The organism is Qipengyuania sp. SM2512 (assembly GCF_054954005.1).
Map to the genome: position 1 here is coordinate 1,822,803 of NZ_CM143134.1, position 25,977 is coordinate 1,848,779.

The following is a 25,977-nucleotide window of genomic DNA, read 5'->3' on the forward strand; positions in this document are numbered from 1 at the left end:
TTGTTTGATGCGTTCGATGTTCCGTCTTGTTGCCCTGGCGCTGCTTGCCGCACCCTCCGCCGCTTTGGCGCAGGCTGCCGACCCCGCGGGTTCGGGCCCGGTGGTGGCCGCGGTCGGCTGGCTGCAGGGCACGCTGCTGGGCAATGTCGCCACCGCCGTGGCGGTGATGGCGGTCGCCGCGGTGGGCTTCATGATGCTGACCGGCAGGCTCAACTGGCGCTTCGGCGCAACGGTGATCCTGGGCACCTTCATCCTGTTCGGTGCCGCCTCGATCGTCGCGGGCATCCAGCAGGCGGCGGCCTGAGATGCAGCAGCTCGTCCGCCACCCCGTCCATCGCGCGCTCACTCGCCCGCAGATGTTCGCGGGCGTGACGTTCAACTATTTCATCATCAACGGCATGGTGACGACCGAGCTGTTCCTGATCACCGGCAGCTTCTGGGCTCTGCCCGCTGCCGCGCTGATCCACGGGATCGGCTATTTCGCCTGCCTGCGCGAACCGCGCATCTTCGACCTGTGGATCACCAAAGTGTCGAAATGCCCGCGGGTGAAGAATTACAACCGCTGGGGCTGCAACAGCTACGCCGCCTGACGCGTATCGGACGAAGGACCGCGACCGCATGACCAATTGGATCGGAGCCGCTGCCTGGAGCGCCAAGGAAGCGCGCGCGGGCGACCGGCTGCCCTATGCAAGGCTGGTCGACGGCAACACGCTGCTGCTGCGCGACGGTTCGCTGATGACCGCGCTGCAGGTGCCCGGCCTGCTGTTCGAGACCGAGGACAGCGAAGCGCTCAACGCGCACGCGGCGACGCGCGAGATCATGCTGCGCTCGACGCTGGATGCGCGCTTCGTGATGTATCACCACGTCGTCCGGCGCCGGGTCGAGGTCGATCTCGACGGCGTCTACCCCGACGAGCTCAGCCGCCACATCTCCGAGCGCTGGAAGGAGCGGCTGGGCTCGGGCTCGCTGTTCATCAACGACCAGTTCGTGACGCTGATCCGCCGCCCCGCGCGCGGCAAGGCCGGTCTGGTCGAGCGTGCGTCCAAGGCCTGGCGCCGCAAGGGCCAGACCGAGATCGAGGCCGATCCCAAGGATATGCGCTCGCTCAAATCGGCAGCGACCGGGCTGATGGCCTCGCTCGCCGCCTATGGCGCGCAGCCGCTGGGCGATTACACCGGGCCGCAGGGCACGACCAACAACGAGCTGCTCGAACTGCTCTCCGCGCTCTACAATGGCGAGATGCGCCCGGTGCGGCGGCCCTCGGACGATGCCGATATCGGCAATATGCTGCCCTACCGCCGGGTTTCGTTCGGGCTCGACGCGCTCGAGCAGCGCGGTTCGGGCGCGCCTGAATTCGCCGCGATCCTGGGGCTCAAGGACTATCCCGAAGCGACCAGCCCCGGCCTGCTCGACCCGTTGCTGCGGCTGCCCTTCGAGATGGTGGTGAGCGAAAGCTACGCCCCGCAGGAGCGCCAGACCGCGCGCGAGCGGATGGATCTGGCGATCCGCCGGCTCAAGTCGGCAGACGAGGAAGCCGCAGCCGAGCGCGCCGACATGCTGTCCGCACGCGATGCGCTGGGCAACGGCGCAGTGGGCTTCGGCGATCATCACCTCACCGTGCTGGTGCGCGAGCGCGATCTCGTCCGGCTCGACGACGCGACTGCCGCCTGCGCCGCTGCGCTGGCCGACACCGGCGCGATCGCGGTGCGCGAGGATACCAATCTCGAACCTGCCTTCTGGGGCCAGTTTCCGGGCAACGAGAGCTATCTGGTGCGCCGCGCGCTGATCTCGAGCGCCAATATGGCGAGCTTCGGCTCGTTCCACGGTTTCGCTTTGGGCAAGGCCGAGGGCAATCACTGGGGCGAGGCGGTGACGCTGCTCCAGACCACCAGCGCGACGCCGTTCTTCTTCAATTTCCACCACGGCGATCTGGGCAATTTCTCGGTCATCGGCCCCTCGGGTTCGGGCAAGACCGTGGTGATGAACTTCCTCGCCGCGCAGGCGCAGAAGTTCAAGCCGCGCACAGTGTTGTTCGACAAGGATCGCGGCGCCGAGCTGTTCATCCGCGGCATCGGCGGGCGCTACGACAAGATCAGCGCGGGCCAACCCACCGGTTTCAACCCGATGGCGCTGGCCGACAATGCGACGAACCGCGCCTTCCTGCGCGACTGGCTGGGCGTGCTGCTCAAGGCCGAGGGCCCCGAGGAATCCGCCACCATCGCCACTGCGGTGGATGCCGCCTATTCCAACGACGGATCGCTCCGGCGGCTGCGCCATTTCAAGGAACTGCTCTCGGGCACCCGTCGCCCGCAGCCGGGCGATCTTGCGGACCGCTTGGCAGCCTGGATCGGCGAGGGCGAGAACGGCTGGCTGTTCGACAATGCCGAGGACGGGCTCGACCTCTCGACGCGGGTGGTCGGCTTCGATATGACCGCGCTGCTCGAGAACCCCAAGCTGCGCACGCCGACGATGATGTATCTGTTCCACCGGATCGAGGAACGACTCGACGGCGATCCGACCATGATCCTAATCGACGAGGGCTGGAAGGCGCTCGACGACGAGGTCTTCGCCGCGCGGATCCGCGACTGGCTCAAGACTTTGCGCAAGCGCAACGCGCTGGTCGGTTTCGCCACCCAGAGCGCGCGCGATGCGCTGGAAAGCCGCATTTCCACCGCATTGGTCGAGCAGACCGCGACCATGATCTTCATGCCCAACAGCCGCGCGCGTCCCGAGGACTATTGCGACGGGTTCGGGCTGACCCAGCACGAGCTGGCGCTCATCCGCACGCTGCCCGCGCACAGCCGCTGCTTCCTGATCCGCCAGCCCGATGCCAGCGTGGTGGTCCGGCTCGATCTCTCGGGCGCGCCCGAGGTGCTGACCGTGCTTTCGGGCCGCGAGGGTTCGGTGCGCCGGCTCGATCTGCTGCGCGAAGCGGTGGGCGACAATCCCGCAGACTGGTTCCCCTCGCTCACCGGCGCGGCCTGGCCCGGCGGCGGCGCCAACGACAGCTTCGGCGAGATTCCCGAGCGACTGGCCGCCGAATGACAGTCAATTGCCAGCAGGTGGCCCAGGAGGTCGGCTCGGGGGTGGCGGCAGCGCTGCGCGCGGTCGATTGCACCGCGGGCAATCTGACCGCGGAGGCGTTCGGACGGCTGTTCGCGCCCGGCGGCTCGATGGCCGCGGTGCTCACGATCCTGCTGACGATCTATATCGCGATTTTTGGCATCCAGCTGCTCACCGGCCGGTCGGGCATCGGGGTGCGCGCGCTGACGCCGCGGATGCTCACGGTGGGTCTGGTGCTGACCTTCGCCACCAGCTGGGTCGCCTATCAGAGCGTCGTCTGGAACCTCGCGATCGGCGCGCCCGACTGGCTCGCGGGCATCCTGACGGGCACGACCGAATCGGCGACCACCACTTTCGCGCAGAAGATCGACGTCGTCTTCCTCGCCATCCAGCAGGCGAGCGCCGGGGCGGAGGACATCTCCGCCTTCTCGCCCGAGGGAATGATGTGGCTGGGCGCCATGCTGTTCATGCTGGGCACGGTCGGGCTGCTGGTAACCGCGCGGATCGCGCTCGCGGTGTTGGTGGCGCTTGGCCCGGTGTTCGTGGTGATGGCGCTGTTCGACGGGACGCGCGGGCTTTTCGCCGGCTGGATCAAGGGCGTGACCATGCTGGCGCTGGCGCCGCTGTTCGCGGTGATCGGCGGCAGCGTGATGCTCGAACTGGCGGTGCCGATCCTTGCGGTTCTGGTCGCGAATCCCGGACAGGTCGACGCGCAGGCGGCGATGGGCTTCTTCATGATCGGCGCAGTCCATGTCGCGCTGATGGTGCTGGTGCTCAAGACCGCGGCGACCATGGTCGGCGGCTGGACGGTGTTCGGCCTCGCGCGCTCGGAGAGCGATCGCCAGGATACGCCCACCGTGATCTATACCACTTCCGCGCCGGCGGCCGCCGCGATGCAACCGGCGACCGAGCAGGCGCAGGCCACCTCGCAGGTGCTGGCGCAGGCGCGCCGGATCGATATCGCCGCGCAGCCGGTCGGCATGCCGGCCAATGATTCGGGCGGGTCGGCGCAGACCGCGCAGAGCCGCACCACAAGGGTTTTCAATGCCGCTTCGGGCGCCGCCCCGGTGCAGCCCGGTACCGCCCCGGTATCGCGCGCGCATGGCGTGGGAAGCCGCTTCCGCTCGGCCAATACGAGTCCTCTGGAGTCCAAGAAATGATCCGTCCCACCGCTACCGCGCTGGCGCTTGCCCTTTTGGCCGTTCCGCTGGCTGCGCCGCTGTCGGCGCAGGACAACCGGCTGGTCGAGATACCCTATGACGAATCGCGGGTGGTTCGGGTCAATGGCCAGGTGAAGGTCCAGGCCACGATCCGCTTTCACGACAGCGAAGCGATCGAGAACGTCGCCGTGGGGGATTCCACCGCCTGGCAGATCACCCCCAACAAGCGCGCGAACCTGCTGTTCGTTAAGCCGCTCGAAGCGCGCGCCGCGACCAATATGACCGTGGTGACCAACAAGCGGACCTACCTGTTCGATCTGGTGGCCAGCCCGAACTCCCAACCGCTCTACGTCCTGAGCTTTACCTATCCCGACGAGCCCGAGGAAGAGCCAGCGCAGTTGGCCGACGCGACCACCGCGGCAGAGCGCGAAGCGAGCACGGACCCGCTCGCGGTCCTCGATCCCACCGAACTCAACTTCGCCTGGGCGAGCTCGGGCGACACCGCGTTGCTGCCGGTTCGAACCTTCGACGACGGCGACGCCGTATTCTTGACGTGGCAGCAGGGTCGTCCGGTGCCTGCCATCCTCACCACCAATGCCGCAGGCGACGAAGGTCCGGTGAACTTTACCGTCCGCGAGGATGTCATCGTGCTCGACGGTGTGCCGCGCGAGATCGTGCTGCGCTCGGGCGAGCAGATGGCCAGGCTGGTCAACACCGGCCCGGTCAGACCCCCTCGCGAAACACGCGCCGAGACGACGCCCGTCTCGGCAGGAAAGGTGGAATCATGAAACTGGCCATGCGCATGCCCCCCAAGAGCGGGCTTTCCGATGCCGCCAACGATGTCGATCCGCGTGACGGTGCGGATGCCGAGATCATCGATCTGGCGCAGCGCAACAGCTTCCCGGTGGTCGCCGCCAAGAAGGGGCGCAGCGAAGGGGTCGGCATGGTCGCCGGGATCGCGCTGGTCGCCGCGCTGGGCGCGGTGACTTTGTGGAGCATGAATTCGGCGCGCGTCGCCGAACCCGAGGGGATCGGGAGCGCGCCGCCGCAGCAGGCCGCCGCTGCCCAGCCGGCTCCGGTCGCGGCTCCGAACGCGGGTGAGGCTGTCCCGGCGGGGCAAGCCGTCCAGGCTGCGCCCTATTCCGATCCGGCGCCATCCCCCGTCTATTCTGCGCCGCCGCAAACGATGCCGAGCGCCAATCCCTATTCCAGTCCGACGCTGGTGTTCGACTCCGGTTCTTCCGCGGCCACGCTGCAGGAAGGCCCGGCCGCGGGAGGCGACTCCGCCGCCGCCAGCGCCACCGGCAATTCGGCCAGCGATTTCGCCAGCCGCGTGGGCGGTGTCGGCGGCGGACCGGCGCAGGCGAGGGCCATGACCAATCCCTCGACCACCGTGACGCAAGGGACGCTGATCCCTGCGGTCCTCGAAACGGCGATCGATACCAACGTCCCCGGCTATGTTCGCGCCGTGGTCAGCCAGGACGTGAAGAGCTTCGACGGCAAACGGGTGCTGGTCCCCCGCTCGAGCCGGCTGATCGGCCAGTATCAGTCGGGCCTGCAGGGCGGGCAGAAGCGTGCCTATGTAATCTGGACCCGGCTGATCCGCCCCGATGGCGCTTCGGTGAACCTCGCCTCGCCTGCGGTCGGCTTCGACGGAACCACCGGGCTCGAGGGTAGGGTCAGCGGCAACAGCTTCTTCCAGCGCTTCGGATCGGCGATGCTGCTTTCCGTCGTGGGTGGACTCTCTGCGCTTGGCTCGGGCGGCGCATCGGTGGTGCTGGGCGGCGCGGGGCAATCCGCCGCCGGCGTGGCCGCACAGCAGGACGGACAGCGCAGCCCGACGGTGCGCGTCCGCCAGGGTGAGCCGATCCGCATCTTCACCGCGCGCGACCTCGATTTCACCCAGGTGAGCTGAGGCTCGCCCGATCATGAGCGCGCATATCCTTACTCTCCAGCCGGGCGAGATCGAGCCGCTGCAGCCCGTCGTGAGCGAGCGCAGCGTCTATCTCGACGCCTATCTCGCGCCGTTCCGGCAATGGCTCGATCGCGACACCGTGACCGAGATTCTGGTCAACCGGCCCGGCGAGGTGTGGATCGAGGACTCCGCGCATCCGGGAATGCAGAAGATCGCGGTAGCCGAGGTGGACGACCGGCTGGTCCAGCGGCTCGCCGAACAGGTCGCGCGGGTCAGCCACCAAGGGATCAATCGCGAGCATCCGCTACTCGGCGCGACCTTGCCCGACGGCGCGCGGATCCAGTTCTGCGGACCGCCCGCCGCACGGAAGCACTGGACCATGGCGATCCGCCGCCACCGCCGGCTCGATCTCACGCTCGACGCCTATGATCGCGGTCCGCTCAAACCCCCACAGGACGAACCGCTGCCCGACCCGCACGCGGAGCCGATCGCCTTCCTGCGCGCCGCGATCCGGCAACGCCGCACGATCCTGATTTCGGGGGGCACCAGCACCGGCAAGACCACCTTCCTCAACGCCATGCTCGGCGAGATTCCGCGGCACGAGCGGGTGGTGCTGGTGGAGGATACGCCCGAACTCAAACTGCCCGGCGAGAACGGCGTCGGTCTGGTAGCGGTGAAGGGCGAGCTGGGCGAGGCCAAGGTCACCGCCAACGAACTGCTCCAGGCCGCGCTCCGGCTGCGGCCCGACCGGATCGTGCTGGGCGAATTGCGCGGCGCGGAAAGCGTCAGCTTTCTGCGCGCGATCAACACCGGCCACCCGGGCAGTTTTTCGACCATCCACGCGAATTCGCTGAGCGGCGCGCTCGAGCAATTGTCCTTAATGGTCATGCAGACCGGGATCGGCCTGACGCGCAGCGATACGATCGCCTACGCTTCGAGCGTGATCGACATTCTCGTCCAACTCGGCCGCGATGCGGATGGCAGACGCGGCATTGCGGATATTTCCCTGAGCAGCGAACTCGTCTGACTGTTAAGTCTAAAAGGCTCTGTAATAATGGAAAAACTCGTGTATCCTAGGTGATACGCAACAAAGCTGCGTAAACGCTTGCCAGCAAGCGACGATGTGTTACCTTTCCGTGTCTAAGCCGCAAAAATAGACGGCTGGATGAGGAGAGGGAATTATGAGGGTTAAGGCCACCCTTCTGGCCGGCATTTGTGCCGGTGCAGTTGCAGTTCCGGTTCACGCACAATCCGCCGCCGACAGCGATCTCGAGGATCCGCGCTTCAACGCGCCGACGATCATCGTCACCGCGCAGCGTCAGAACCAGAGTCTGCAGGAAGTACCAATCGCGGTCAGCGCGTTCGATGCCGAAGCGCTCGAAGCGCAGCAGATCGAGAATGCGAGCGATCTTCAGCTTACGCTGCCTAACGTCTCTTTCACCAAGTCGAACTTTACCGGCTCGAGTTTCACCATCCGCGGGATCGGCGATCTGTGCGTCGGCGTATCCTGCGACAGCGCCACCGCGATCCATCTCAACTCCGCGCCGCTGTTCGGCACCCGATTGTTCGAGACCGAATATTTCGACCTTGAGCGGGTCGAGGTCCTGCGCGGTCCGCAAGGGACGCTGTTCGGCCGCAATGCGACTTCGGGCGTGGTCAATGTCGTCACCGCCAAGCCGGACCTGTCGGGCTTCGGTGCCGCGGTCGAAGGTGAGTACGGCAATTACAACAGCATCAAGGCCAAGGGCATGATCAACGTGCCCATCGGTGAAGCGATCGGCGTGCGGGTCGCCGGGTTCTACCTCAACCGCGACGGCTATACCGAGAATCTGTTCGACAATACGGACATCGACGGGCGCGACATGTACGCGGTGCGCGGCTCGCTGCGCTTCGAACCGGGTGCGAACACCACGCTCGATCTGATGGGCTATTACTTCCGCGAGGACGACGACCGCCTGCGCATCCAGAAGCAGAAATGCCAGTTCGATCCGACCGGCGTGCTGGGCTGTCTCAACAACCGCCGCGACTTTTCCAAGAACAACACCAACGCCAATTTCACCGGCACGCTGGGTTCGTCCGAATTCTTCGCGATTCAGGGTATCCCTGCCGCATTCGGGTTGAACAGCCTCTATGGCCCCGGCTCCTACGCCAACTTCCAGGAACCCGCCGATGCGCGGCAGGTCAACACCGCCTTTTCGCCGACCTATTTCGCCGACGAAATGATCTTCCAGGCGCATCTCGATCAGGGCATCGGCGCGTTCAACCTGTCGCTGAGCGGGACCTATCAGGAAGCGTCGGTGGATTCGCGCCAGGATTACAATCTGGGCGTGACCGATCGCTCGCAACTGGCACCGGCGCTCAACACGCTGGCCTTCTTTGCCGCCAACGGCATCCCGACCGGGCTGCCGGCACCCGCACCGGCTTTCGTCCCCGGCTCAGCCGCCTATTTCGCGCCGATCGCGCAGGCGCTGATCCCGACCGGCCCCAACGGGCAATTGTGCACCTCGGACAACCGCTCGGACAATTTCGGCGTCTATGAAGGCGCGGCAGCCTGTTCGGATGAGTCGCTGCAGTTCGACCGTTCGAACGAGGAGCGGAAAGCGTGGTCGGTCGAAGCGATCCTGTCCTCGGATTTCGACGGACCCTTCAACTTCCTCGTCGGCGGGATCTACGCCGATTCGAGCGTCTCCGAGAACAGCTATTACGTCAACAGCTTCGCCATCGATTACGTGACCGGAATCCTGGGGACCTTCAACGCTTTCGCCGCGGGTGCGCCGCCGAGCTATCTCGCAACCTCGTTCTTCCGTAACCGCACGCTCGATTTCCAGCTCGAGAGCTTCGGCATATTCGGCGAAGTCTATTTCGACATCAGCGATACGCTGAAATTCACCGGCGGGCTGCGCTACAACGACGACAGCAAGAACATCACCGCACGATCGACGCTGGCGAGCTTTCTCAACCCCTTCGCCAACGAGGACGATCCGTTCACCTCGCCCTTCGTCGGGGGCTTCGATGCCGATCCCGGCGTGCCGGGCAACCAGCTGGTGCAGTTCCGCGAGGTCGGCTTCGACGAGATCACCGGTCGCGCGGTTCTAGACTGGCAGGTCACTCCCGACAATCTGATCTATGCGTCCTATTCGCGGGGCTACAAATCGGGCGGCATCAATCCGCCGCTGCAGCCGATCTTCGATGTGAGCGATACGTTCGGCTCCGAAAGCATCGATGCGTTCGAGATCGGTACGAAGAACACGCTCGCCAATGGTGCGCTGCAGCTCAATGCCACGGCGTTCTACTACAAATACAGCGACCTGCAGCTCAGCCGGATCATCGCGCGGACATCGGTGAACGATACGATTGATGCCACGATCTGGGGGGTCGAACTGGAATCGGTCATCCGGCCGGCCTACAATTGGCTGATCAACATGAATTTCAGCTACCTCAACGCCGAAGTGGCGGGCGATCAGTTCTTCTCCAACCCGCGCGATCCCGGCGGCGGCGATCCCACTGCGGTGATCATCAAGGATATCACCAACGGTGCCAATTGCGCGGTCACCGGGGCCGGGGCCAACGCCTTCGTGGCAGCGGTGAATCCCGCGATGGGCTTGCGCGGCCCCGCTGCCTTCCCGTCCGACGGGGGCATCGCCTCGACCGGGGCCTTCTCGATCTGTTCGGTCCTCGAGGCGCAGGCCGGTGCGATCGGGGCGGCTTTCGGGGGCATCGAGGTCCTGAGCCCGGGCGTCGAGGTCAATTTGCGGGGCAACAAGCTGCCGCAGGCCCCAGAGATGAAGGCCTCGCTCGGCGTCCAGTACACTGCCGAATTCGAGAGCGGCATGACGCTGGTGCCGCGGTTCGATCTCGCCTTCACCGGCGAACAATTCGGCAATGTGTTCAACGGACGCGTCAACCGGATCGCACCTTTCGTCCAGGCGAATGCCCAAATCCAGCTCAACTCCGCGAACGATCGCTGGTTCGTGCGCGGGTTCGTGCAGAACATCTTCGACAGCAATTCGGAGACCGGGCTCTATGTGACCGACGCCAGTTCGGGACTGTTTAGCAATATCTTCACGCTCGATCCGCGCCGCTACGGGATCGGGGTGGGCGTCACCTTCTGACACTTGGGTTCCCTTGGGAGAGGGGAGGGGCCGGACGCATCGTCCGGCCCCTTTTTCGTTTTGACGGCTAGCCTCGCGATCGGGCGAAGGGCGAAAAATCGGTATCGGTGTCGTAGATCTCGACGCCCTCACGCTTCTTCAGCCAGCCGATGACCAGATAGGTGAAGGGGGTCAGCAGCGCCTCCCACGCGGTCTTGATCGCCCATTGCGAGAGCACGACCTGCCACAGCAGTTCGGGCGGCCAGCCCGCCACACCGTAGAAGGCGAGCGGATAGAAGATCAGGCTGTCGAGCCCCTGGCCAACCACCGTCGAGCCGATGGTCCGGCTCCACAGCGCCTTGCCCCTGGTCCAGACCTTCATCCGCGCGAGGACATAGCTGTTGGCGAATTCGCCCGCCCAGAAGGCTATCATCGAGGCGGCGACGATCCGCCAGGTGTTGCCGAACACCTGCTCGTAGGCCTCCTGCCCGGTCCAGCCGGCGGCGGCAGGCAGCGCGACCACCACCCAGGCCATGAAGGCCATGAAGGCGAGCGCCGCGAACCCCGTCCAGATCACCCGCCGCGCACGGGCGTAGCCGTAAACCTCGGTCAGCACGTCGCCGATGATATAGCTCACCGGGAAGAACAGCACGCCAGCGCCGAACGACCATTCGGTGCCGCCGGGCAGGGTAATGAAGGACGGCTTGGCCGCGCCGATCAAATTGGAAAGGAGCAGAATGGTGACGAAGGCGGCCATCACCAAGTCGTAATAGCGCCAGCGCGGGGGCTCCGCGGTGGAGGGAGCAGCGGGCGGCGCGGGGTTGACCATCGCCGCCCGTTCTATCTCCGTTTGGCGTCAAGGCAATCCCGCGCTATTGCCCCGCGGTGCGCGCCCGTAGCTCATCTGGATAGAGCGCGAGACTTCTAATCTTGAGGCAGCAGGTTCGAGTCCTGCCGGGCGCACCATTTTCGCCGATCACGCACTGCCGATGAAGATGCTCTTGGCGTTGGCGAACTCCTTGATGCCGAAGCCGCCATGCTCGCGGCCATAACCCGAGTTCTTGACCCCGCCGAAGGGCATCGCGGGATCGGCCACGCCATAGGTGTTGATGTACACCATGCCGGTGTCGAAATGGCGCGAGGCGAGTTCGATCGCCCGGTCGACGTTCTTCGACAGGATCCCGCCACCGAGGCCATAGCGGCTGTCGTTGGCGATCCGCATCGCGTCCTCGTCGTCCTTCGCCTTGATCACCGAGGCGACCGGGCCGAACAATTCGTCGTCATAGGCGGGCTGCCCGGGTGCGACATCGGTGAGGATTGAGGCGGGATAGAAGGCGCCAGGGCCATCGGGGATTTCACACCCCACCAAGGCGGTGGCGCCCTTCTCAAGGCTCTGATCGACCTGCTTCTGCAGCGTGTCGCGCAAATCGGCTCGCGACATCGGGCCCATGTCGCTGTCCTCGGCGTTGGGATCGCCGGTCCTGACCGCTTCGAAACGCGCCTTGAACCTGTCGAGAAACGCATCGTAGACCTTCTCGGTCACGATGAAGCGCTTGCCGTTGATGCAAGTCTGACCGTTGTTGTAGAGCCGGGCATTGGCGCAGACCTCAGCGGCGAGATCGAGATCGGCATCCTCGAGCACCATATAGGCGTCGTTGGAGCCGAGCTCGAGCACCGTCGGCTTGAGCACCTTGCCGGCGGCCTCGGCGATTGATTTGCCCGCTCGGTCCGACCCCGTTAGCGTCACCCCGCGTACCTTCTCGTGCTCGATGATCGCGTCCGAGGTATCGTGGTCGATCACCAGCACGGTGAAGAGGTCCTCGGGTAGTCCGCCCTCGACGAAGATCTCGGCGAGCTTGAACCCGCTGCCGGTGCAATTGCTGGCATGCTTGAGCAGCACGCCATTGCCCGTCATCAGATTGGCGATGGCGTAGCGGATCACCTGATAGGCGGGGAAATTCCACGGCTGAATGCCGTAAATGACACCGATCGGCGAGAAGGTCACGATGCCGCGCCCGGCATTGCTCGGCTCGCGCTTCTGGTCGGCGAGCTCGCTCGGGCCGTTGGCGGCGGTGTAGTCGCAGATCGCGGCGCACAGCTCGACCTCGTCGCGGCTGTCCTTGATAAGCTTGCCGACCTCGTCGGTCATCAGCTGGGCGAGCTCTTCCTTGTTGTTGCGTAGCGCCTTGCCGATGCCCTTGATGATCTTGGCGCGCTCATCGAGCGATTGCAGCTTCCATTTCTCGAAAGCGGCGTGACAGGCCTCGACCTTGCGACCGGCCTCGTTGCGGTCGATCTGTGCGTAGGTGGAGAGGTCCTGGCCGGTGGCCGGATTGACGGTGGTGATCGTGCCCATGGGAAGCGTCCTTTGTCTGAGAGTTCGACGAAAGAACGGTTTCGAAGCGCCACCCGTTCCGGCGGGGCGCGAAACTGCGACGAGCCGGTGATGGGCAGGGGTCGGTCGCCGCGCATGGTGCGGTTGAGTGCCTCGGCGGTAGCCGGATGGCCGGCGCCGGTGGGAATGTGCCGCCCGGGCGCCTGCCGCTCTCGTCGAGCTGCGGGTGCTCACCAAAATAGCCGGGTCTCTTCGGTAACATCGAACATGCATCGTGCGCTAATTCCGCAGCAGCGAGTGCGAAAGGACGATCGCGGGATGTTCAGGCCGCGGCGTTCCAGGCTTCGAGCTCGGAAAAGAACCGTTCGCCAGCTTCAGTAAAGCGGCCATGCCGGCGCAGGATGGTCAAGGCCCCGGCGATGTCTTCGGCCAGGTCGTTCGCTGTGGCATCGACCCCGGAACTGCGCCTGTGACCGAGGACATTGGAGAAGACATAGGCGCCTTCCAGGATCCCGGGGAGGGGGCGCGGATCGGGCCGCCACGGAACCTGGAAGCGTTCGCAATCCGCATCGTAGAAATCTTCCAGTATCGGGTCCACCAGCTGCATATAGCGCAGCTTAACATGCGCATTCTCATGGACGATATTCTCGGCCATCAACTGCGGCTCGTCGGGATCGAGAAACATCGCGCCCTGGCGGGAGGAAACCGTGAATCCGATCCGCATTGCGGGACCGGTGCTTCGGGGGACGAAGACCGGTGTGAAACTGCAGACGTCGGCAGCGAGTTCGGGGGATGCGTCCGCGATATGCTGTGCCGCCCTGGCGAAGGGCTCTACCGGAAAGCGGGCGGGGTATTGATCCGGGGAGGCCCCGAAATACACCGTACCGGTGCTCCGCTCGTTGGTCCCGGTCCAATGGGGGCGGAGCCACTCGTCGCGCCGTTGCAGTTGAACGGCGCCCTCCATCAGCCGCTCGTAAAGGGTGAGGCAGAATCCATCGCGTTCGAGGCTGGGCTCCGGGTCGACGATCTCGGCGACGAGGTCGCTTAGCGGAATTTCCACTGTCATGCCGTTATCGAAGCGAAATCTCGCACCGCCCGCGACGATATCGGCTTCGGTCCGCGCGGAGGCTCTTTCGCGGCCGAATTCGATATGCCGGTCGAGGATCGGAAGTCTCATCCCGCCTTCGCCATCGAGCACGATTGGCCAATGGCTCTCGTCGCCCGTCGCCAGCGCCAGTTGCATTCCGAGATTGCCTGCATTGCGGGCGAATGGTCTCCGGAACTTCCGATCGACCTCCCCGCTCGCACGGCGCATGGCGGATAGCCAGTATTGCGTGGTCGGGTGCATCAGGAAAGCGCGGAGCGTCGCGCTGTCCTCCAGGGGCGCGAGGAGGAAGGCAAATCGGAGCAGCGTCTCTGCCTCGCCAAGCGATATGCCGAGGACTGCCTGCTGTTCGACATAGTGACGACAGACAGCCTCGATCTGCCTGCGACTGTGCGATGCGACCATGGCCAGAATGCGTTGGCGGTGGTCGGAGCACGCGGGGCCGGCGAAGAGGACGGCCCGATCGTTCATGCTGCCATTCCCTGCATCTGCGCCGGCAGGCTTTCCACGATCCTTGTGTGCATGTGATGGACCAAAGGCTTGAGCGCTCCGCAGTAAACGCTGGGGTGATTGAAGCTGTTATCCTCGCCGAAGCGGTGCGGCATGTAGCCGCCTCCGCAGATGTCGCGAGCCTCGCACGCCTGGCAGGTATCGCACAGGCCGGTCGATCCCTTTTGAAAGGCTTCGATCAAGGGGTTGTCCGACAGCTCGTCGAGCGCGGTCGTGGCCAGATTGGCACCCAGCTTGGTGACGCCATCGAAGCAGCATTTGAAAGCGTCGGTCGGCTCGAGACTGCCGTCCGTTTCGATAACCAGAACATCGACCGGCTTGCCACCGATGTTGTCGGTGCTGATCTGGCACCCGAACATCATCCGCATCATGTTCTCGAAATAGCGAACGTGGCGGTTGGGCTTGTTGCGGTCGAACCAACCATCGAAGAAGGCAATCAACCAGTCGCGATAGGCTTCGATCGGTGCAGGCGGAGGATGCAGGTGATTGGCATGCGGAAGCGAGAGATCGAAGCCGACGACGTCGATCTCGTCCCAGAAATCCAGGAGCGCCGCCGGATCGATATCGGTGTCGACCACCGCAAGGACGTTGGAGAAGATTTCCGGGCCGCGCGGGTGCGATTGCAATTGAGCGATGGCCCCGACGACGCGGTCAAACGACCCCTTGCCGAAATGATCCCGCCGGTGCCGGTCATGCACTTGGCGAGGGCCGTCGACGCTGACACCGATGCGGATTCCTTGATCGGCCAGGAGCTCGATCCATTCATCGTCTATGAGCATGCCATTGGACTGCATGCTGAAGCGAACCTGCACATCGTGAACGGCAAGCACCTCGCGCACGATTGTGGCGATCCGCGCGATCCGTCGCTTGCCCGCGAGGAGGGACTCCCCTCCGTGCATAATGAAGTGAATCGCGCCAAGGTCGTGCGCTACGGCATGCTCGGCGATTCGGCTGGCAGCGTTGCGCGCAACTTCATCGGTCAGCACAGCCGGCTGGTTGCGGTAGCTACGATCCTCCAGATTGTACATGTAGCAATAGTCGCAATTCAGATTGCAGCGACTTGCTACCTTTACAACGAAGGTCGAAAATGGGGTCGGCATAGCGCCTTACTCCCTGTGCGCCCGAAGCGGAACGCTCGAAAACTTCGCATAGCTCAGGTTGCAGCGGCCCGATCTAGAGCCGCTGCAACACGGGAAGCTATGCCGCCGAAGAAAAGGTCGAGAAGGTCGAGAAGGTCGAAAAGCTTTCGCTATCGATTGCGAAATCATCTCGGCCGAGGAATTTCGCCGCGGCCGCCATCGCCGCGCGTACGGCCTCGTTTCGAATCCCCGCCAATTGCTTTGCATCGAGATCGACTTTGCCGAGATCGAAGCTGAGCTTGGTTTGCGGGCGGTCGATCACCTCCTTGGTTGGTGGCTCGGAAAAGAACAACTGCCGGCGAACGACTTCTCTGGGTTCCTTGGCCATCTCAATAATCTCCCTTGAAATAATCAGTCGGAGCGACCCTGGATGTAGCAACCCATATTATTGATCAGCGACTCGTGCCGCTAACACCATCATCCTATTCTCGATTTGTTTGATGTAAATGATAGTGCTGTAAAGAAGCAAATGCGACTGGAAATAGACAAATACATAGTGATTAGGAAAAATAGGGCTAATGACGCGCGAGTATTGCAGAAAAACTCAACTTTAATTTGATAGAGTCAAGCCGGCCGAATACTTTTTAAGTAACGGAGAGATAATCCATAACGGCGTGTTTATAATGGCCGCCGATGCAATGGCTTTCCAGGAGGCTGCGCGGCATCATCCTGTTGCTACGGTATTCCGCGGGGAAGGGGCGGGTTCGGGCCGATCCCGAAGCGACGCCAAAAACTCTATCCATTTCGGACTTACTTTCCGCGCGGGCGCGTCCGTTCAGGAGCGCTTGCGAAGCAGTCGGTAGCGGGGCTCAGTCGCCGCGCATGGCATTTTCGAGCACTTCGGTGGTCACCGGATAGCCGGCGTCGTACGGGATGCGCAGCACTGGTGCGGCACCGCTTTCGTCGATCTGCGGGGTGATGATCCGCACCGGAGTCGCTTCGGCATGCGCTTTGGCGGCGGCGAAATCGCCGAACAGGGCCAGCCGTTCCAGATTGCGGCGGGTGGGGAAGATCAAGGCGATCTCCTCGCGTTCGGCCATCTCCAGCGCGCCCTGGGCGCTGACCCAGAACAATCGGGTGTTCTCGGTGGCATCGACTTCGACATCGACCGCTCCGGTGCCCAGATCTGCGAGGTAGAAGCGGGTGTCGAAGATGCGGCTGTGCGCCATGCCCAGCGGCAGCCAGCGCGCGAAGGGGATGATGGCGCTCCGGTCGATCGCCCAGCCGAAGCGCTCGAGCACCGGGGCAAGCGCGCCCTGTTCCAGCAGCAAGGCGCGGGCCTCGCGCGCAAGCGTACCGTCGATGGTGCCGGTAAGGCCCACGGCGAGGCCGGTTTCCTCCAGCGTCTCGCGGATCGCGGCAATGCGGTGCGCGAGTTCCTCCGGATCTTCACCTCGAGCAAGCTGCCGCCCCAGGTCGTAATCCGCCGGATCGACGCGGCCGCCGGGGAATACCGCCATGCCGCCGGCGAAGGACATCTTGCGCGAGCGCACCACCATCAGCAATTCGGGATCGGCTCCCTCGCGCCCTCCACGAAAGATCACCAGGGTTGCGGCGGGGATGGGTTGGTCGTCGGAAGCGCTCATGTTGATCCTACTGCATGCTGGGCGACGGCTTGCCAAGCAGGCAAGACCTCGCTGCGTGTCGGGATAATTTACACCTTCGCTTGCAGCGGTCCGGGTGTTAACCACCGCGATGCGCGGAAAGCCAAACTCGAACGGGTTTGGCACGAGGCCTGCATAGAGTAAGCGTCCCTGATGGTCTTCGAACCGAGGCGGGCCGCTCCTGGTCTGCGGTCCCGCCTCCCCGAATACTGCACAAAAAAGGCCCGCGTGACTTTGGTCGGTCACGCGGGCCTTTCCCGTTGTGGTTGCACGCCGGTGGCGGCGTCGTCGGTCAGCTCTCGGCCTTGGCGACCTGCTTCTCGTCCATCAGCTGCTGCAATTCGCCGGCCTCGAACATCTCCATCATGATGTCGCTGCCGCCGACGAACTCGCCCTTGACGTAGAGCTGCGGGATGGTCGGCCAGTCGGAGAAACCCTTGATGCCCTGACGGATTTCCATGTCCTGCAGGACATCGACGCTTTCATAGGCGACGCCGCAATGGTCGAGAATGGCGATCGCACGGCTCGAGAAGCCGCACTGCGGAAACAGCGGCGTGCCCTTCATGAAGAGTACGACGTCGGCCTCGCCGACGATGCCGGTGATACGGGAGTTTACATCGGACATTGGGGTGTCCTGCCTTCCATTACGAATTTGCTTGGATGATTCAGGTGGGAACCTGAGTGGTCAGTTGCAAGGCGTGGAGCTCGCCGCCCATCCGGCCGCCGAGCGCCTCGTAGACCAGCTTGTGCTGCTGGACTCGGCTCTTGCCCGCGAATTCGGGCGCGACGACATGCGCCGCGAAATGGTCGTTGTCCCCCGCCAGATCGCGGATCTCGACCTGTGCCTCGGGCAGGGCGGCCTTGATCAGGCGTTCGATTTCCTCGGCGGGCATCGGCATGGTGTCAGCCCTGCTCGCTCATGAACTGGCGGCGCGCCTCGACCGAGCACTCCTCCAGCTTGGTGCGGATATCGGCTTCGGTCACCTCGCTCCCGGCGGCGGTCAGGTCGCCCAGCACCTTGCGGATCACGTCCTCGTCGCCCGCCTCTTCGAAATCGGCCTGGACGACCGCCTTCTTGTAAGCGTCGGTTTCCTCGGGAGTGAGCTCCATGAGGCCCGCCGCCCATTCGCCCAGCAGGCGGTTGCGCCGCGCCGCGATCTTGAAGGCGGTTTCCTCGTCCATCGCGTATTTGGCTTCTTCGCCGCGCTGGCGATCCTTGAAATCGGTCATGGTGATCCTCGTGGGGGCAGGGGCTGTCGGCCCGAGGAGATAGGCCCGGCAGCCTGCCCCGGCAACCGGATTGTCAGCCGGGCATCGTCACCACCAGCTTGCCGATTGCGCCGCGGTTTTCCAGCTTGGCGATGGCTTCGTGCGCACGCTCGAGCGGATAGGTCTCGCTGACCAGCGGACTGATCTTGCCCGCCTGCCACAGCTCGAACAGCTCGGCGATGTTGGCGGCGTTCTTCTGCGGTTCGCGCGCGGTCCAGGCGCCCCAGAACACGCCGCGGATGTCGCAGCTCTTGAGCAGGGTGAGGTTGAGCGGCATCTTGGCGATACCGGCGGGAAAGCCGATCACCAGGAAGCGGCCCTCCCAGGCGATCGCGCGCAGCGCGGGCTCGGAATAGTCGCCGCCGACGATGTCGTAGACGATGTTCGCACCGTCGGGTCCGACCGCAGCCTTGAAATCGCTCGCGAGCTGCTTGGACTGGTCCTTGTCGAAAGGCGCGCGGGGATAGATCACCACCTCGTCGGCGCCCGCCTTGCGTGCGACCTCGCCCTTTTCCTCGGTCGAGACCGCGGCGACCACACGGCAGCCATAGGCCTTGGCGAGTTCAACCGCGGAAAGACCTACGCCGCCCGCAGCGCCGAGGATCAGCACGGTCTCGCCAGCCTTGATATCGCCGCGATCCTTGAGCCCGTGGATGGTGGTGCCATAGGTCATCAACAGCGCGCTGGCCTGGACCAGATCGATGCCGTCCGGAACCTTGAACAGGCGCTGCGCCGCGACCGCGACCTTCTCCTGCAGGCCGCCATTGCCGACCCCGCACATCACCCTGTCGCCCACCGCGAAATCCTCGACGCCTTCGCCCAGCGCCTCGACCGTGCCCGAGATTTCGCCGCCCGGCGCGAAGGGGCGCTGCGGCTTGAACTGGTACAGGTCGCGGATGATCAGCGTGTCGGGAAAGTTGATCGCGCAGGCGGCGACCTTGACCAGCACCTCGCCGGCGCCCGGCTTGGGCTCGGCGATCTCCTCGACCACCAGCGTTTCGGGTCCGCCGGTTTCTTTGGACAGCACGGCTTTCACAATGAATTCTCCCTTGGATTGTCGAGCCAGGGCAGCGCAGCCACCCGGCTCGTCTCGTAATTAGAAATGGCGGCATCGCGCGCCAGGGTCATCCCGATCTCGTCGAGGCCCTCGAGCAGGCAATGCTTGCGGAACGGATCGATCGCGAAGGTGAAGCGATCCTGAAATGGGTTGGTCACCGTCTGGCTGTCGAGATCGACCGTGATCGGCTGCTCGCGCGCCACCTCCATCAATCGGTCGACCTGCTCCTGCGGCAATTCGACCGCGAGGATGCCGTTCTTGAACGCGTTGCTGGAGAAGATATCCGAGAAGCTGGGCGCGATCACCGCGCGTACGCCCATGTCGAGCAAGGCCCAGGCGGCATGCTCGCGGCTTGAGCCGCAGCCGAAATTGTCGCCCGCGATCAGAATCGGCGCGCCGATATTCTCGGGCTGGTCGAACACGTTGTCGGGCTCGGCTCGAACACTCTCGAATGCGCCTTGCGCGAGCCCCTCGCGGGTGATCGTCTTGAGCCAATGCGCAGGGATGATGATGTCGGTGTCGACATTCTTCGCGCCATAGGGGATCGCGCGGCCCTCGATCGAAGCGACGGCTTTCATCAATCGGTTTCGGGGTTCTCGCCCGACGGGGGGATGGGGCCGGGTTGCTGGGGGCGGTTCTTCTTGCGATTGGAGACATAGAGCATCGCCGCGGCGATGGCGGCGGAACCGATGGCGCCTGCGATAGCGGCCTTGCCTGTTTTCTTGCGTGTCATGCGGGCCTCATGCGCCAGCGGGGTCGGGGCTGGCAAGGGGGGAGTCGATCAGCAGTTCGCGCACATCCGTGAGCCGCCCGGTGACCGCGGCGGCGGCGGCCATCGCCGGGCTGAGCAGATGGGTGCGCGCGCCGGGACCCTGGCGGCCGACGAAATTGCGGTTGCTGGTCGAGGCGCAGCGTTCGCCCGGCGGGACCTTGTCGGGGTTCATCGCCAGGCACGCCGAACAGCCCGGCTCGCGCCATTCGAAGCCCGCTGCGGTGAAGATCCGGTCGAGCCCCTCGGCCTCGGCCTGGCGCTTGACCAGGCCGGAGCCGGGGACGACGATCGCCCAGCGGACCGCCTCGGCCTTGCGCCGCCCCTTGAGCACCGCCGCCGCGGCGCGCAGATCCTCGATCCGGCTGTTGGTGCAACTACCGATAAAGACGTTCTCGATCGCGATCTGGGAAATGGGCGTACCGGGCTCGAGCCCCATATAGGCAAGGCTCTTGCGCGCCGCTTCCTGCTTGGCGGGATCGGCGAAGCTCTCGGGTGCGGGCACGCTGCCGCCCACCGCGACCACATCCTCGGGGCTGGTGCCCCAGCTCACCGTGGGTTCGATGGCGTCCGCATCGATCACCACGCTGCGGTCGAAACGCGCTCCTTCGTCGGTGCGCAGCGAGCGCCACCAGACCAGCGCGCGGTCCCAGTTTTCGCCCGTCGGCGCATAGGGGCGGCCTTCTAGGTAGGCGAATACCATCTCGTCGGGCGCGATCAGCCCGGCGCGGGCGCCGCCCTCGATGCTCATGTTGCACACCGTCAGCCTTCCCTCGACGCTCATTGTCTCGAACACCTCGCCGCGGTATTCGATCACATGTCCGGTGCCGCCCGCGGTGCCGATCTGCCCAATGATGTGCAGGATCAGATCCTTGGCGGTCACGCCGGGGCCGAGTTCTCCCTCGACCCGGACCTCCATGGTCTTCGACGGCGCCAGCAGCAGCGTCTGCGTCGCCAGCACATGCTCGACCTCGCTGGTGCCGATCCCGAAGGCCAGCGCGCCGATCCCGCCGTGCGCGGCGGTGTGGCTATCGCCGCAGACGATGGTGGTGCCGGGCAGCGAGAAACCCTGCTCGGGGCCGACGACATGGACGATGCCCTGCTCGGCGGCGCTCGCATCGATGTAGCGGATGCCGAATTGCGGGGCGTTGCGTTCGAGCGCGGCGAGCTGCGCGGCGCTTTTCGGGTCGGCGATCGGAAGCCGGCTGCCATCGCCCGCGAGCCGGGGCGTGGTCGGGAGATTGTGGTCGGGCACTGCGAGCGTGAGATCGGGGCGGCGCACGCTGCGTCCCGCGAGCCGCAGCGCCTCGAAGGCTTGTGGGCTGGTAACCTCGTGAACCAGATGCCGGTCGATATAGAGAAGGCAGGTGCCGTCCTCGCGCCGCTCGACGACATGCGAGTCCCAGATCTTCTCGTAAAGTGTGCGCGGTTTGCTCGCCATAGCGGCGATATTTGCGGCAAGCGGGCAACAGGTGCAATCTTTCCCCGCCCAAGCAATAGCCGTGTCATGGAAAAGAAAGGTATCAATCCCTAACTGGCACCCATGTCAGCAAAACCCTTTGCCTTTCCGATCACCGTGGTCCCCGCGGACATCGACTTCATGGGTCATGTCAACAACGCGCGCTATCTGGGCTGGGTCCAGGATGCGGTGCTCGCGCATTGGCAGAAGCTGGCGCCCGCCGAAGAGGTGGCGAGCAAGGCCTGGGTCGCGCTCAAGCACGAGATCACCTATCGCAAGCCCGCCTTTCTCGAGGACGATGTGATCGCGCAGACGGTGCTCGAAAGCTTCAGGGGCGCGCGCGCCTTCTACTCCACCGTCATCCACCGCGGCGAGGAAGTGCTCGCCGAGGTGAAGTCGGCCTGGTGCTGCATCCATGTCGACACCCATCGGCCTGCGCGGATCGACGACGGAATGCGCAGCATCTTCTTCCCCGCCGAGCAAGCGGCCAACTAAGGCTCGGCCTTCCGCCCCTGACCTGGGGCTGGTAGGCGCCTGCCATGTCGTCCCGCACCGCAACCCTTCCCACCCGTCGCCCGCGCCTGACACAGGCCGCGATCGGGCTCGGCCTCGCCGCAGCGATCGTCGCGAGCTGGCTCGGCCTCCATCTATACGCGATGTTCGGTTTCGCGCTGACCTGGAACAGCCTGCCACTGGCACTAGCCATTGCGCTGCTGCAATGCTGGCTCTCGGTCGGGCTGTTCATCGTTAGCCATGACGCGATGCACGGTTCGCTGGTTCCGGGCGGTGGGCGGGTCAACGGCGCGGTGGGCGCGGTGTTGCTGTTCCTTTACGCCGGCTTCGGCTGGAAGCGGATGCGCGACGCCCATTTTGCGCATCACAAATCCCCCGGCTCGGTGCGCGACCCCGATTTCGACGCCGCCAATCCGACCCGTTTCTGGCGCTGGTACGCAACCTTTCTGACCCGCTATTTCGGCTGGCGCTCGGTGCTGTTCGTTTCCTTCATGGTGCTGCTCTACTGGCTGGTGTTCGCGGTTCCGGTCGAGAAGATCGTGTTGCTCTACGGGCTCCCGGCGATCGCTTCCTCGCTGCAATTGTTCTATTTCGGCACCTACCGCCCGCACCGCCACGAAAGCGCGGGCCATGCCGGCTTCGCCGATCGCCACAATGCTCGCAGCGAACGTTTCGGGACGCTGGCATCGCTCGCATCCTGTTTCCATTTCGGCTATCACCACGAACACCATCGGGCGCCCGACGTGCCGTGGTGGGCGCTGCCCGGTCTGCTCCAGCCGCAGCCGGAAACCCGCAACCCGAGCGAGTGAGACACGCATGACCGTCCCCGCCATCATTCTGACCGTCGTGCTGGCGGTGCTGGGCATGGAACTGTTCGCCTGGTGGGCGCACAAATACATCATGCATGGCTGGGGCTGGGGCTGGCACCGCGATCATCACGAACCGCACGATCATGTCTTCGAAAAGAACGATCTCTATGCGGTCACCTTCGGCACCATCGTCTTTTTCATGTTCCTGATCGGTTATCTCTATTCCGAACTGCTCTGGTGGGTGGCTCTGGGGATCACGCTCTACGGGCTGATCTACACCGTGGTTCACGACGGGTTGGTGCATCAGCGCTACTTCCGCTGGGTGCCCAAGCGCGGCTACGCTAAGCGGCTGGTCCAGGCGCACAAGCTCCACCACGCGACCGTGGGCAAGGAAGGCGGAGTGAGCTTCGGCTTCGTCTTCGCCGCCGACCCGGCCAAGCTAAAGGCCGAACTCAAGCGCCAGCGCGAGGCGGGCATCGCCGTGGTCCGCGACAGCGCCGGAGCCTGAGTTCGGGCGCGAGGGGAAGTTCACGCGCCCGGACGTCACAAATCTGGTTTTTAGCGGCGCGACCTAACGCGGACTGGCCTTGTCCGGAGTGGTTTGCGTGAGGTTGGCTAGCGGCCCGACAGCACCAGATCGTCAGCGCGTGCTGCGGAAGAATGTGACCTGACGGATGGTCACTCCGTCGCGCAGTCTTTCGCAGCCTTTGCGCAGGGCTTCCTGGAATTTTGCTTCAGGGGCTTCGTTCACGCGAACAAGCGAGATACTCTCGGAACTGAACGTTTCACTATCGCCTGAGGGGGTGCTCTTGAGAAAGTCTTCGACTGCTTGAGCGGCGCCGTCGCCGTTGTGGATGATGACGGAATGCGTGCCTTCGTCGCCAGGCTCGCGCTGCCAGAACTGCCCGTTGGTCCCCAGACCTTCGACCTCGGTTACGTCATAAACGAAGGAGGCGCCAATCGGATTGTCACCCCATACTTCCCCGCCTGCGGCGAATTTCTCGGCGCAATCGGAAACGGAACCGGGTGCGCTCGAACCGAAGGCGGTGTTCTCGCTGCGAGAAGTGTGGGACGCATCGCATCCCGCCGAGGTCATGGCTGCGCCGCCGAGGAGGATCGAGATAGCGCCGATGCGATCGAGCATGTGTTGTCGCTCCCTGCCGGGGTTTTATCGGTTCCGACTTGCGCGGTCAGCGTATTCCGCTGGCATCGCCGATGCAGCTTCGGACTGCAAGTAGCTCCTTTGCGACCGGGCCGGTTTCGGAGCCCGAGAGCAAACAGCCTTTTCTCGGTTAGCGAACGCCTTACCCAAGGAGAATGTTAGGTATCCGCCGCCGCCCGTTTTTTGCTGGAATAACTAAGCCGTAAGCCCGGGGCCAGGCGTATCATTTTGCCCGAATACGGTTTCGCTCCAAGTTAGTCATGCTACAACCCTCCTCAGCCCCAAGACCGAGGCGGGGGGCTAGCGACGAAAGTCGCGATCACTTCAAGCCGCCATGTTTAATGCAATCTCGTGGAGTTTCACTATGAAGAAAAGTGCACTGGCTCTGGGTGCTGCCGCCGTCGCTGCGATGATCGCTGCGCCGGTTGCCGCGACCGAGCGTTTTTCCGCTCCTATCGCTGATGAAAGCGAACTCGGCGGCGACAATGGCGGACTCATCGTCGGAGCTATAGCTCTGGGCGTCGCCGTAGCTGGCACCCTCATCCTCATCGAACTGTTCGAGGACGACGAACCCGTCAGCCCCTGAACCAAGGGGCCAACGAAGACTTTGGGCGGAGGGGCGACCCTCCGCCCACGGCTGTAGTCGTGCCGTTCAGGGCAAACAATTTTCGCAACCGTTCGCGCTCGCGGCTGCGTTCTCGCTTTCCGCGCTGTAGGCACCGCTCCCGGCCTGCGGTGCAGCACAAGAACAAGAGTTGCCACGCCGATGTGACTCTGTCACCTTTTGACAGAGCCGCGGTCCGACCCGTGTCAGCACATGTTAACGCCGTGGCCCTAGAAATTGCGAGTCGAGGCAAGGTTTGCCTACACTTCAACGGCTTGAACGAGGAGACCGGCAATGTGGAAATTCGGTTTGAGTGCCTGGCTCGCGGTGCTGTTGGTCGCACAGCCGGCGGAGATCGCCGCACAGCCGATCGATCTGCAGCATTTCGAGCTTCAGCACCTCGAACAGCGGCTCGCCGCTACCGCGCGCGAAAATCCCGGAGAATATGGCATCGCCGCGCTTGATCTGACCACCGGGCTGGTGATCGGAGTCAACACCGACAAGGCCTTTCCGATGGCGAGCACGATGAAGATTGCGGTCGCCGCTGCCTATCTGTCCGAGGTCGATGCCGGGCGCCGTTCGCTCGACGAGGCGATCGGCGGTTCGAGTGCCTACAGCCTGATGGACCGGATGATGGTCCGCAGCGACAACCGCGCGACCGACGAGCTGATCGCCACGCTCGGCGGTCCTGCGGCGATCGACCGCTGGCTGCGCGGCCACGGTCTCACCGGCATCCGCGTCGACCGCAACATCGCCGATCTGCTCGCCGCCCGCCGCGACCTGTGGGACGTGCGCGATTCGGCCACCCCGCTCGCCATGCTCGAGTTGCTGCGGCTGGTGGATGGCGACCGGGCGCTGACCGCCCGCAGCCGCGCCACGCTGATCGACATGATGCGCCGCTGCGTGACCGGTTCGAACCGCATTCGCGGGATGCTGCCCTATGGCGCGGTGGTCGAGCACAAGACCGGAACGCTCAACCGCTACACCACCGATGTCGGTTTTCTGACGTTGCCCGATGGCCGCCGCCTCGCGGTCGCCTTTTTCGCCCGCGGGGGCGAGAACCGTCCGGCGGTGATCGCCACCGCCGCGCGCGCGATATACGACGGCTTCCGCCCCCAATTGGCCGCCGCAACGCCTGCCCCCGGCACGGTTCAGGACACCGGACGCGCATTGCTCAGCGCAGATTATTGAGCTGGGATGGCCCCGCTGCGTCAGCGGCTGAGAAGGCGCCGAAGCAGTCCCGGTTCGTCCTGCATGGGCAGGATTCTTCCGTGCTTCATCATCCGCAGACTGGCATCGCTGTAAGGCCGCGGTACCGACCAAGGGTCGGGACGGCTGCTGCGATAGCTTCTGAGCGGCATGGCAGGCTCCTTTTCGCTACGATGAAACGTTGCTTAGATAAGGCCAGTTGAG

General features: G+C 64.4%; 28 protein-coding genes and 1 tRNA gene. 14 read left to right on the forward strand and 15 right to left on the reverse strand.

All coding sequences use genetic code 11. The features are described from left to right. The first annotated feature begins 7 nt into the window (after positions 1-7). The 8 genes from ACQ5J0_RS09110 to ACQ5J0_RS09145 all read left to right on the forward strand — a co-directional run bounded on the left by ACQ5J0_RS09110 (position 8) and on the right by ACQ5J0_RS09145 (position 10,250). Entirely contained in the window at positions 8-304 is a 297-nt protein-coding gene (locus tag ACQ5J0_RS09110; protein WP_462567151.1) for a TrbC/VirB2 family protein, read from the forward strand. A 1-nt stretch (position 305) separates the two neighbouring features. Next, entirely contained in the window at positions 306-590 is a 285-nt protein-coding gene (locus tag ACQ5J0_RS09115; RefSeq protein ID WP_462567152.1) for a VirB3 family type IV secretion system protein, read from the forward strand. Between the two features lie 28 nt (positions 591-618). After that, entirely contained in the window at positions 619-3,045 is a 2,427-nt protein-coding gene (locus ACQ5J0_RS09120) for a VirB4 family type IV secretion/conjugal transfer ATPase (protein WP_462567153.1), read from the forward strand. After that, positions 3,042-4,223, forward strand: coding sequence for a TrbL/VirB6 family protein (locus tag ACQ5J0_RS09125; RefSeq protein WP_462567154.1), 1,182 nt, complete (start codon positions 3,042-3,044; stop codon positions 4,221-4,223). The genes ACQ5J0_RS09120 and ACQ5J0_RS09125 overlap by 4 nt, the downstream gene beginning before the upstream one ends. Beyond that, a complete protein-coding gene (locus tag ACQ5J0_RS09130; RefSeq protein ID WP_462567155.1) occupies positions 4,220-5,011 on the forward strand; it encodes a TrbG/VirB9 family P-type conjugative transfer protein in 792 nt (263 codons plus the stop codon). The genes ACQ5J0_RS09125 and ACQ5J0_RS09130 overlap by 4 nt, the downstream gene beginning before the upstream one ends. Beyond that, on the forward strand, positions 5,008-6,138 hold the full coding sequence (locus ACQ5J0_RS09135; protein WP_462567156.1) for a TrbI/VirB10 family protein: 1,131 nt from the start codon (positions 5,008-5,010) through the stop codon (positions 6,136-6,138). Before ACQ5J0_RS09130 ends, ACQ5J0_RS09135 begins: the two co-directional genes overlap by 4 nt. A gap of 13 nt (positions 6,139-6,151) precedes the next feature. Next, positions 6,152-7,165 carry a P-type DNA transfer ATPase VirB11 gene (gene virB11, locus ACQ5J0_RS09140; RefSeq protein WP_462567157.1) on the forward strand — a complete coding sequence of 338 codons (1,014 nt, stop codon included), beginning with the start codon at positions 6,152-6,154 and terminating at the stop codon, positions 7,163-7,165. Positions 7,166-7,319: 154 nt separating this feature from the next. Beyond that, positions 7,320-10,250 carry a TonB-dependent receptor gene (locus ACQ5J0_RS09145; RefSeq protein WP_462567158.1) on the forward strand — a complete coding sequence of 977 codons (2,931 nt, stop codon included), beginning with the start codon at positions 7,320-7,322 and terminating at the stop codon, positions 10,248-10,250. Positions 10,251-10,317: 67 nt separating this feature from the next. On the opposite strand, the gene ACQ5J0_RS09150 is transcribed toward ACQ5J0_RS09145, so the two are convergent. Next, positions 10,318-11,058: a queuosine precursor transporter gene (locus ACQ5J0_RS09150; RefSeq protein WP_462567159.1), complete on the reverse strand. Its 741-nt coding sequence runs from the start codon at positions 11,056-11,058 to the stop codon at positions 10,318-10,320. 60 nt (positions 11,059-11,118) lie between these two features. Here ACQ5J0_RS09150 and ACQ5J0_RS09155 point away from each other — a divergent pair. Then, positions 11,119-11,195: transfer RNA gene (locus tag ACQ5J0_RS09155), tRNA-Arg, on the forward strand. Between the two features lie 10 nt (positions 11,196-11,205). Here the strand turns inward: ACQ5J0_RS09155 and ACQ5J0_RS09160 are convergent. The 12 genes from ACQ5J0_RS09160 to leuC form a co-directional block, all read right to left on the reverse strand. Further along, on the reverse strand, positions 11,206-12,585 hold the full coding sequence (locus ACQ5J0_RS09160) for an NAD-dependent succinate-semialdehyde dehydrogenase (RefSeq protein WP_462567160.1): 1,380 nt from the start codon (positions 12,583-12,585) through the stop codon (positions 11,206-11,208). A 301-nt stretch (positions 12,586-12,886) separates the two neighbouring features. Beyond that, on the reverse strand, positions 12,887-14,140 hold the full coding sequence (locus tag ACQ5J0_RS09165) for an aKG-HExxH-type peptide beta-hydroxylase (protein WP_462567161.1): 1,254 nt from the start codon (positions 14,138-14,140) through the stop codon (positions 12,887-12,889). Continuing rightward, positions 14,137-15,207 (reverse strand): radical SAM protein, encoded by a 1,071-nt coding sequence (locus ACQ5J0_RS09170; protein ID WP_462567162.1) that lies wholly within the window; start codon positions 15,205-15,207, stop codon positions 14,137-14,139. Before ACQ5J0_RS09170 ends, ACQ5J0_RS09165 begins: the two co-directional genes overlap by 4 nt. 169 nt (positions 15,208-15,376) lie before the next feature. Then, a complete protein-coding gene (locus ACQ5J0_RS09175; RefSeq protein WP_462567163.1) occupies positions 15,377-15,646 on the reverse strand; it encodes a hypothetical protein in 270 nt (89 codons plus the stop codon). A gap of 481 nt (positions 15,647-16,127) precedes the next feature. Continuing rightward, positions 16,128-16,904, reverse strand: a complete 777-nt coding sequence (locus ACQ5J0_RS09180) for an NUDIX hydrolase (RefSeq protein WP_462567164.1) — start codon at positions 16,902-16,904, stop codon at positions 16,128-16,130. 310 nt (positions 16,905-17,214) lie between these two features. Beyond that, entirely contained in the window at positions 17,215-17,547 is a 333-nt protein-coding gene (gene grxD, locus ACQ5J0_RS09185; RefSeq protein WP_462567165.1) for a Grx4 family monothiol glutaredoxin, read from the reverse strand. Positions 17,548-17,587: 40 nt separating this feature from the next. After that, positions 17,588-17,821, reverse strand: a complete 234-nt coding sequence (locus ACQ5J0_RS09190; protein WP_462567167.1) for a BolA family protein — start codon at positions 17,819-17,821, stop codon at positions 17,588-17,590. A 4-nt stretch (positions 17,822-17,825) separates the two neighbouring features. Then, complete coding sequence (locus ACQ5J0_RS09195) at positions 17,826-18,152, reverse strand: DUF1476 domain-containing protein (RefSeq protein ID WP_462567168.1); 327 nt, start codon at positions 18,150-18,152, stop codon at positions 17,826-17,828. Positions 18,153-18,225: 73 nt separating this feature from the next. Next, entirely contained in the window at positions 18,226-19,227 is a 1,002-nt protein-coding gene (locus tag ACQ5J0_RS09200) for an NADPH:quinone oxidoreductase family protein (protein WP_462567169.1), read from the reverse strand. Then, complete coding sequence (gene leuD, locus ACQ5J0_RS09205) at positions 19,224-19,826, reverse strand: 3-isopropylmalate dehydratase small subunit (protein WP_462567170.1); 603 nt, start codon at positions 19,824-19,826, stop codon at positions 19,224-19,226. The genes ACQ5J0_RS09200 and leuD overlap by 4 nt, the downstream gene beginning before the upstream one ends. After that, positions 19,826-19,981 carry an isopropylmalate isomerase gene (locus ACQ5J0_RS09210; RefSeq protein WP_462567171.1) on the reverse strand — a complete coding sequence of 52 codons (156 nt, stop codon included), beginning with the start codon at positions 19,979-19,981 and terminating at the stop codon, positions 19,826-19,828. The genes leuD and ACQ5J0_RS09210 overlap by 1 nt, the downstream gene beginning before the upstream one ends. A gap of 7 nt (positions 19,982-19,988) precedes the next feature. Then, positions 19,989-21,458 carry a 3-isopropylmalate dehydratase large subunit gene (gene leuC, locus ACQ5J0_RS09215; RefSeq protein WP_462567172.1) on the reverse strand — a complete coding sequence of 490 codons (1,470 nt, stop codon included), beginning with the start codon at positions 21,456-21,458 and terminating at the stop codon, positions 19,989-19,991. A 102-nt stretch (positions 21,459-21,560) separates the two neighbouring features. Here leuC and ACQ5J0_RS09220 point away from each other — a divergent pair, with 102 nt between their 5' ends. Genes ACQ5J0_RS09220 through ACQ5J0_RS09230 form a run of 3 tightly spaced genes read left to right on the forward strand, consistent with a single transcriptional unit; the run spans position 21,561 to position 23,306 of the window. After that, positions 21,561-21,971, forward strand: a complete 411-nt coding sequence (locus tag ACQ5J0_RS09220; protein ID WP_462567173.1) for an acyl-CoA thioesterase — start codon at positions 21,561-21,563, stop codon at positions 21,969-21,971. A gap of 44 nt (positions 21,972-22,015) precedes the next feature. Continuing rightward, entirely contained in the window at positions 22,016-22,798 is a 783-nt protein-coding gene (locus ACQ5J0_RS09225; RefSeq protein ID WP_462567174.1) for a fatty acid desaturase, read from the forward strand. A 7-nt stretch (positions 22,799-22,805) separates the two neighbouring features. After that, positions 22,806-23,306 (forward strand): sterol desaturase family protein, encoded by a 501-nt coding sequence (locus tag ACQ5J0_RS09230; RefSeq protein ID WP_462567175.1) that lies wholly within the window; start codon positions 22,806-22,808, stop codon positions 23,304-23,306. 132 nt (positions 23,307-23,438) lie between these two features. Here the strand turns inward: ACQ5J0_RS09230 and ACQ5J0_RS09235 are convergent, their stop codons facing one another. Beyond that, on the reverse strand, positions 23,439-23,942 hold the full coding sequence (locus ACQ5J0_RS09235; protein WP_462567177.1) for a hypothetical protein: 504 nt from the start codon (positions 23,940-23,942) through the stop codon (positions 23,439-23,441). 382 nt (positions 23,943-24,324) lie between these two features. Here ACQ5J0_RS09235 and ACQ5J0_RS09240 point away from each other — a divergent pair, with 382 nt between their 5' ends. After that, entirely contained in the window at positions 24,325-24,546 is a 222-nt protein-coding gene (locus tag ACQ5J0_RS09240; RefSeq protein WP_462567178.1) for a hypothetical protein, read from the forward strand. Between the two features lie 312 nt (positions 24,547-24,858). Then, on the forward strand, positions 24,859-25,755 hold the full coding sequence (locus ACQ5J0_RS09245) for a serine hydrolase (protein WP_462567179.1): 897 nt from the start codon (positions 24,859-24,861) through the stop codon (positions 25,753-25,755). Positions 25,756-25,775: 20 nt separating this feature from the next. On the opposite strand, the gene ACQ5J0_RS09250 is transcribed toward ACQ5J0_RS09245, so the two are convergent. Beyond that, positions 25,776-25,925, reverse strand: a complete 150-nt coding sequence (locus ACQ5J0_RS09250) for a hypothetical protein (protein ID WP_462567181.1) — start codon at positions 25,923-25,925, stop codon at positions 25,776-25,778. Positions 25,926-25,977: the final 52 nt, after the last annotated feature.

Excerpts from the sequence above, each read along its gene's own strand:
- ACQ5J0_RS09235 (WP_462567177.1), bottom strand. The coding sequence starts at position 23,942 with ATGCTCGATCGCATCGGCGCTATCTCGATCCTCCTCGGCGGCGCAGCC.
- ACQ5J0_RS09195 (WP_462567168.1), bottom strand. The coding sequence starts at position 18,152 with ATGACCGATTTCAAGGATCGCCAGCGCGGCGAAGAAGCCAAATACGCG.
- ACQ5J0_RS09110 (WP_462567151.1), top strand. The coding sequence starts at position 8 with ATGCGTTCGATGTTCCGTCTTGTTGCCCTGGCGCTGCTTGCCGCACCC.
- ACQ5J0_RS09245 (WP_462567179.1), top strand. The coding sequence starts at position 24,859 with ATGTGGAAATTCGGTTTGAGTGCCTGGCTCGCGGTGCTGTTGGTCGCA.
- ACQ5J0_RS09135 (WP_462567156.1), top strand. The coding sequence starts at position 5,008 with ATGAAACTGGCCATGCGCATGCCCCCCAAGAGCGGGCTTTCCGATGCC.
- leuC (WP_462567172.1), bottom strand. The coding sequence starts at position 21,458 with ATGGCGAGCAAACCGCGCACACTTTACGAGAAGATCTGGGACTCGCAT.
- leuD (WP_462567170.1), bottom strand. The coding sequence starts at position 19,826 with ATGAAAGCCGTCGCTTCGATCGAGGGCCGCGCGATCCCCTATGGCGCG.
- ACQ5J0_RS09240 (WP_462567178.1), top strand. The coding sequence starts at position 24,325 with ATGAAGAAAAGTGCACTGGCTCTGGGTGCTGCCGCCGTCGCTGCGATG.
- ACQ5J0_RS09210 (WP_462567171.1), bottom strand. The coding sequence starts at position 19,981 with ATGACACGCAAGAAAACAGGCAAGGCCGCTATCGCAGGCGCCATCGGT.
- ACQ5J0_RS09165 (WP_462567161.1), bottom strand. The coding sequence starts at position 14,140 with ATGAACGATCGGGCCGTCCTCTTCGCCGGCCCCGCGTGCTCCGACCAC.
- ACQ5J0_RS09170 (WP_462567162.1), bottom strand. The coding sequence starts at position 15,207 with ATGTACAATCTGGAGGATCGTAGCTACCGCAACCAGCCGGCTGTGCTG.
- ACQ5J0_RS09230 (WP_462567175.1), top strand. The coding sequence starts at position 22,806 with ATGACCGTCCCCGCCATCATTCTGACCGTCGTGCTGGCGGTGCTGGGC.
- ACQ5J0_RS09130 (WP_462567155.1), top strand. The coding sequence starts at position 4,220 with ATGATCCGTCCCACCGCTACCGCGCTGGCGCTTGCCCTTTTGGCCGTT.
- ACQ5J0_RS09190 (WP_462567167.1), bottom strand. The coding sequence starts at position 17,821 with ATGCCGATGCCCGCCGAGGAAATCGAACGCCTGATCAAGGCCGCCCTG.
- ACQ5J0_RS09180 (WP_462567164.1), bottom strand. The coding sequence starts at position 16,904 with ATGAGCGCTTCCGACGACCAACCCATCCCCGCCGCAACCCTGGTGATC.
- ACQ5J0_RS09175 (WP_462567163.1), bottom strand. The coding sequence starts at position 15,646 with ATGGCCAAGGAACCCAGAGAAGTCGTTCGCCGGCAGTTGTTCTTTTCC.
- ACQ5J0_RS09120 (WP_462567153.1), top strand. The coding sequence starts at position 619 with ATGACCAATTGGATCGGAGCCGCTGCCTGGAGCGCCAAGGAAGCGCGC.
- ACQ5J0_RS09160 (WP_462567160.1), bottom strand. The coding sequence starts at position 12,585 with ATGGGCACGATCACCACCGTCAATCCGGCCACCGGCCAGGACCTCTCC.
- ACQ5J0_RS09250 (WP_462567181.1), bottom strand. The coding sequence starts at position 25,925 with ATGCCGCTCAGAAGCTATCGCAGCAGCCGTCCCGACCCTTGGTCGGTA.
- ACQ5J0_RS09225 (WP_462567174.1), top strand. The coding sequence starts at position 22,016 with ATGTCGTCCCGCACCGCAACCCTTCCCACCCGTCGCCCGCGCCTGACA.
- ACQ5J0_RS09125 (WP_462567154.1), top strand. The coding sequence starts at position 3,042 with ATGACAGTCAATTGCCAGCAGGTGGCCCAGGAGGTCGGCTCGGGGGTG.
- ACQ5J0_RS09150 (WP_462567159.1), bottom strand. The coding sequence starts at position 11,058 with ATGGTCAACCCCGCGCCGCCCGCTGCTCCCTCCACCGCGGAGCCCCCG.
- ACQ5J0_RS09115 (WP_462567152.1), top strand. The coding sequence starts at position 306 with ATGCAGCAGCTCGTCCGCCACCCCGTCCATCGCGCGCTCACTCGCCCG.
- ACQ5J0_RS09145 (WP_462567158.1), top strand. The coding sequence starts at position 7,320 with ATGAGGGTTAAGGCCACCCTTCTGGCCGGCATTTGTGCCGGTGCAGTT.
- ACQ5J0_RS09220 (WP_462567173.1), top strand. The coding sequence starts at position 21,561 with ATGTCAGCAAAACCCTTTGCCTTTCCGATCACCGTGGTCCCCGCGGAC.
- virB11 (WP_462567157.1), top strand. The coding sequence starts at position 6,152 with ATGAGCGCGCATATCCTTACTCTCCAGCCGGGCGAGATCGAGCCGCTG.
- grxD (WP_462567165.1), bottom strand. The coding sequence starts at position 17,547 with ATGTCCGATGTAAACTCCCGTATCACCGGCATCGTCGGCGAGGCCGAC.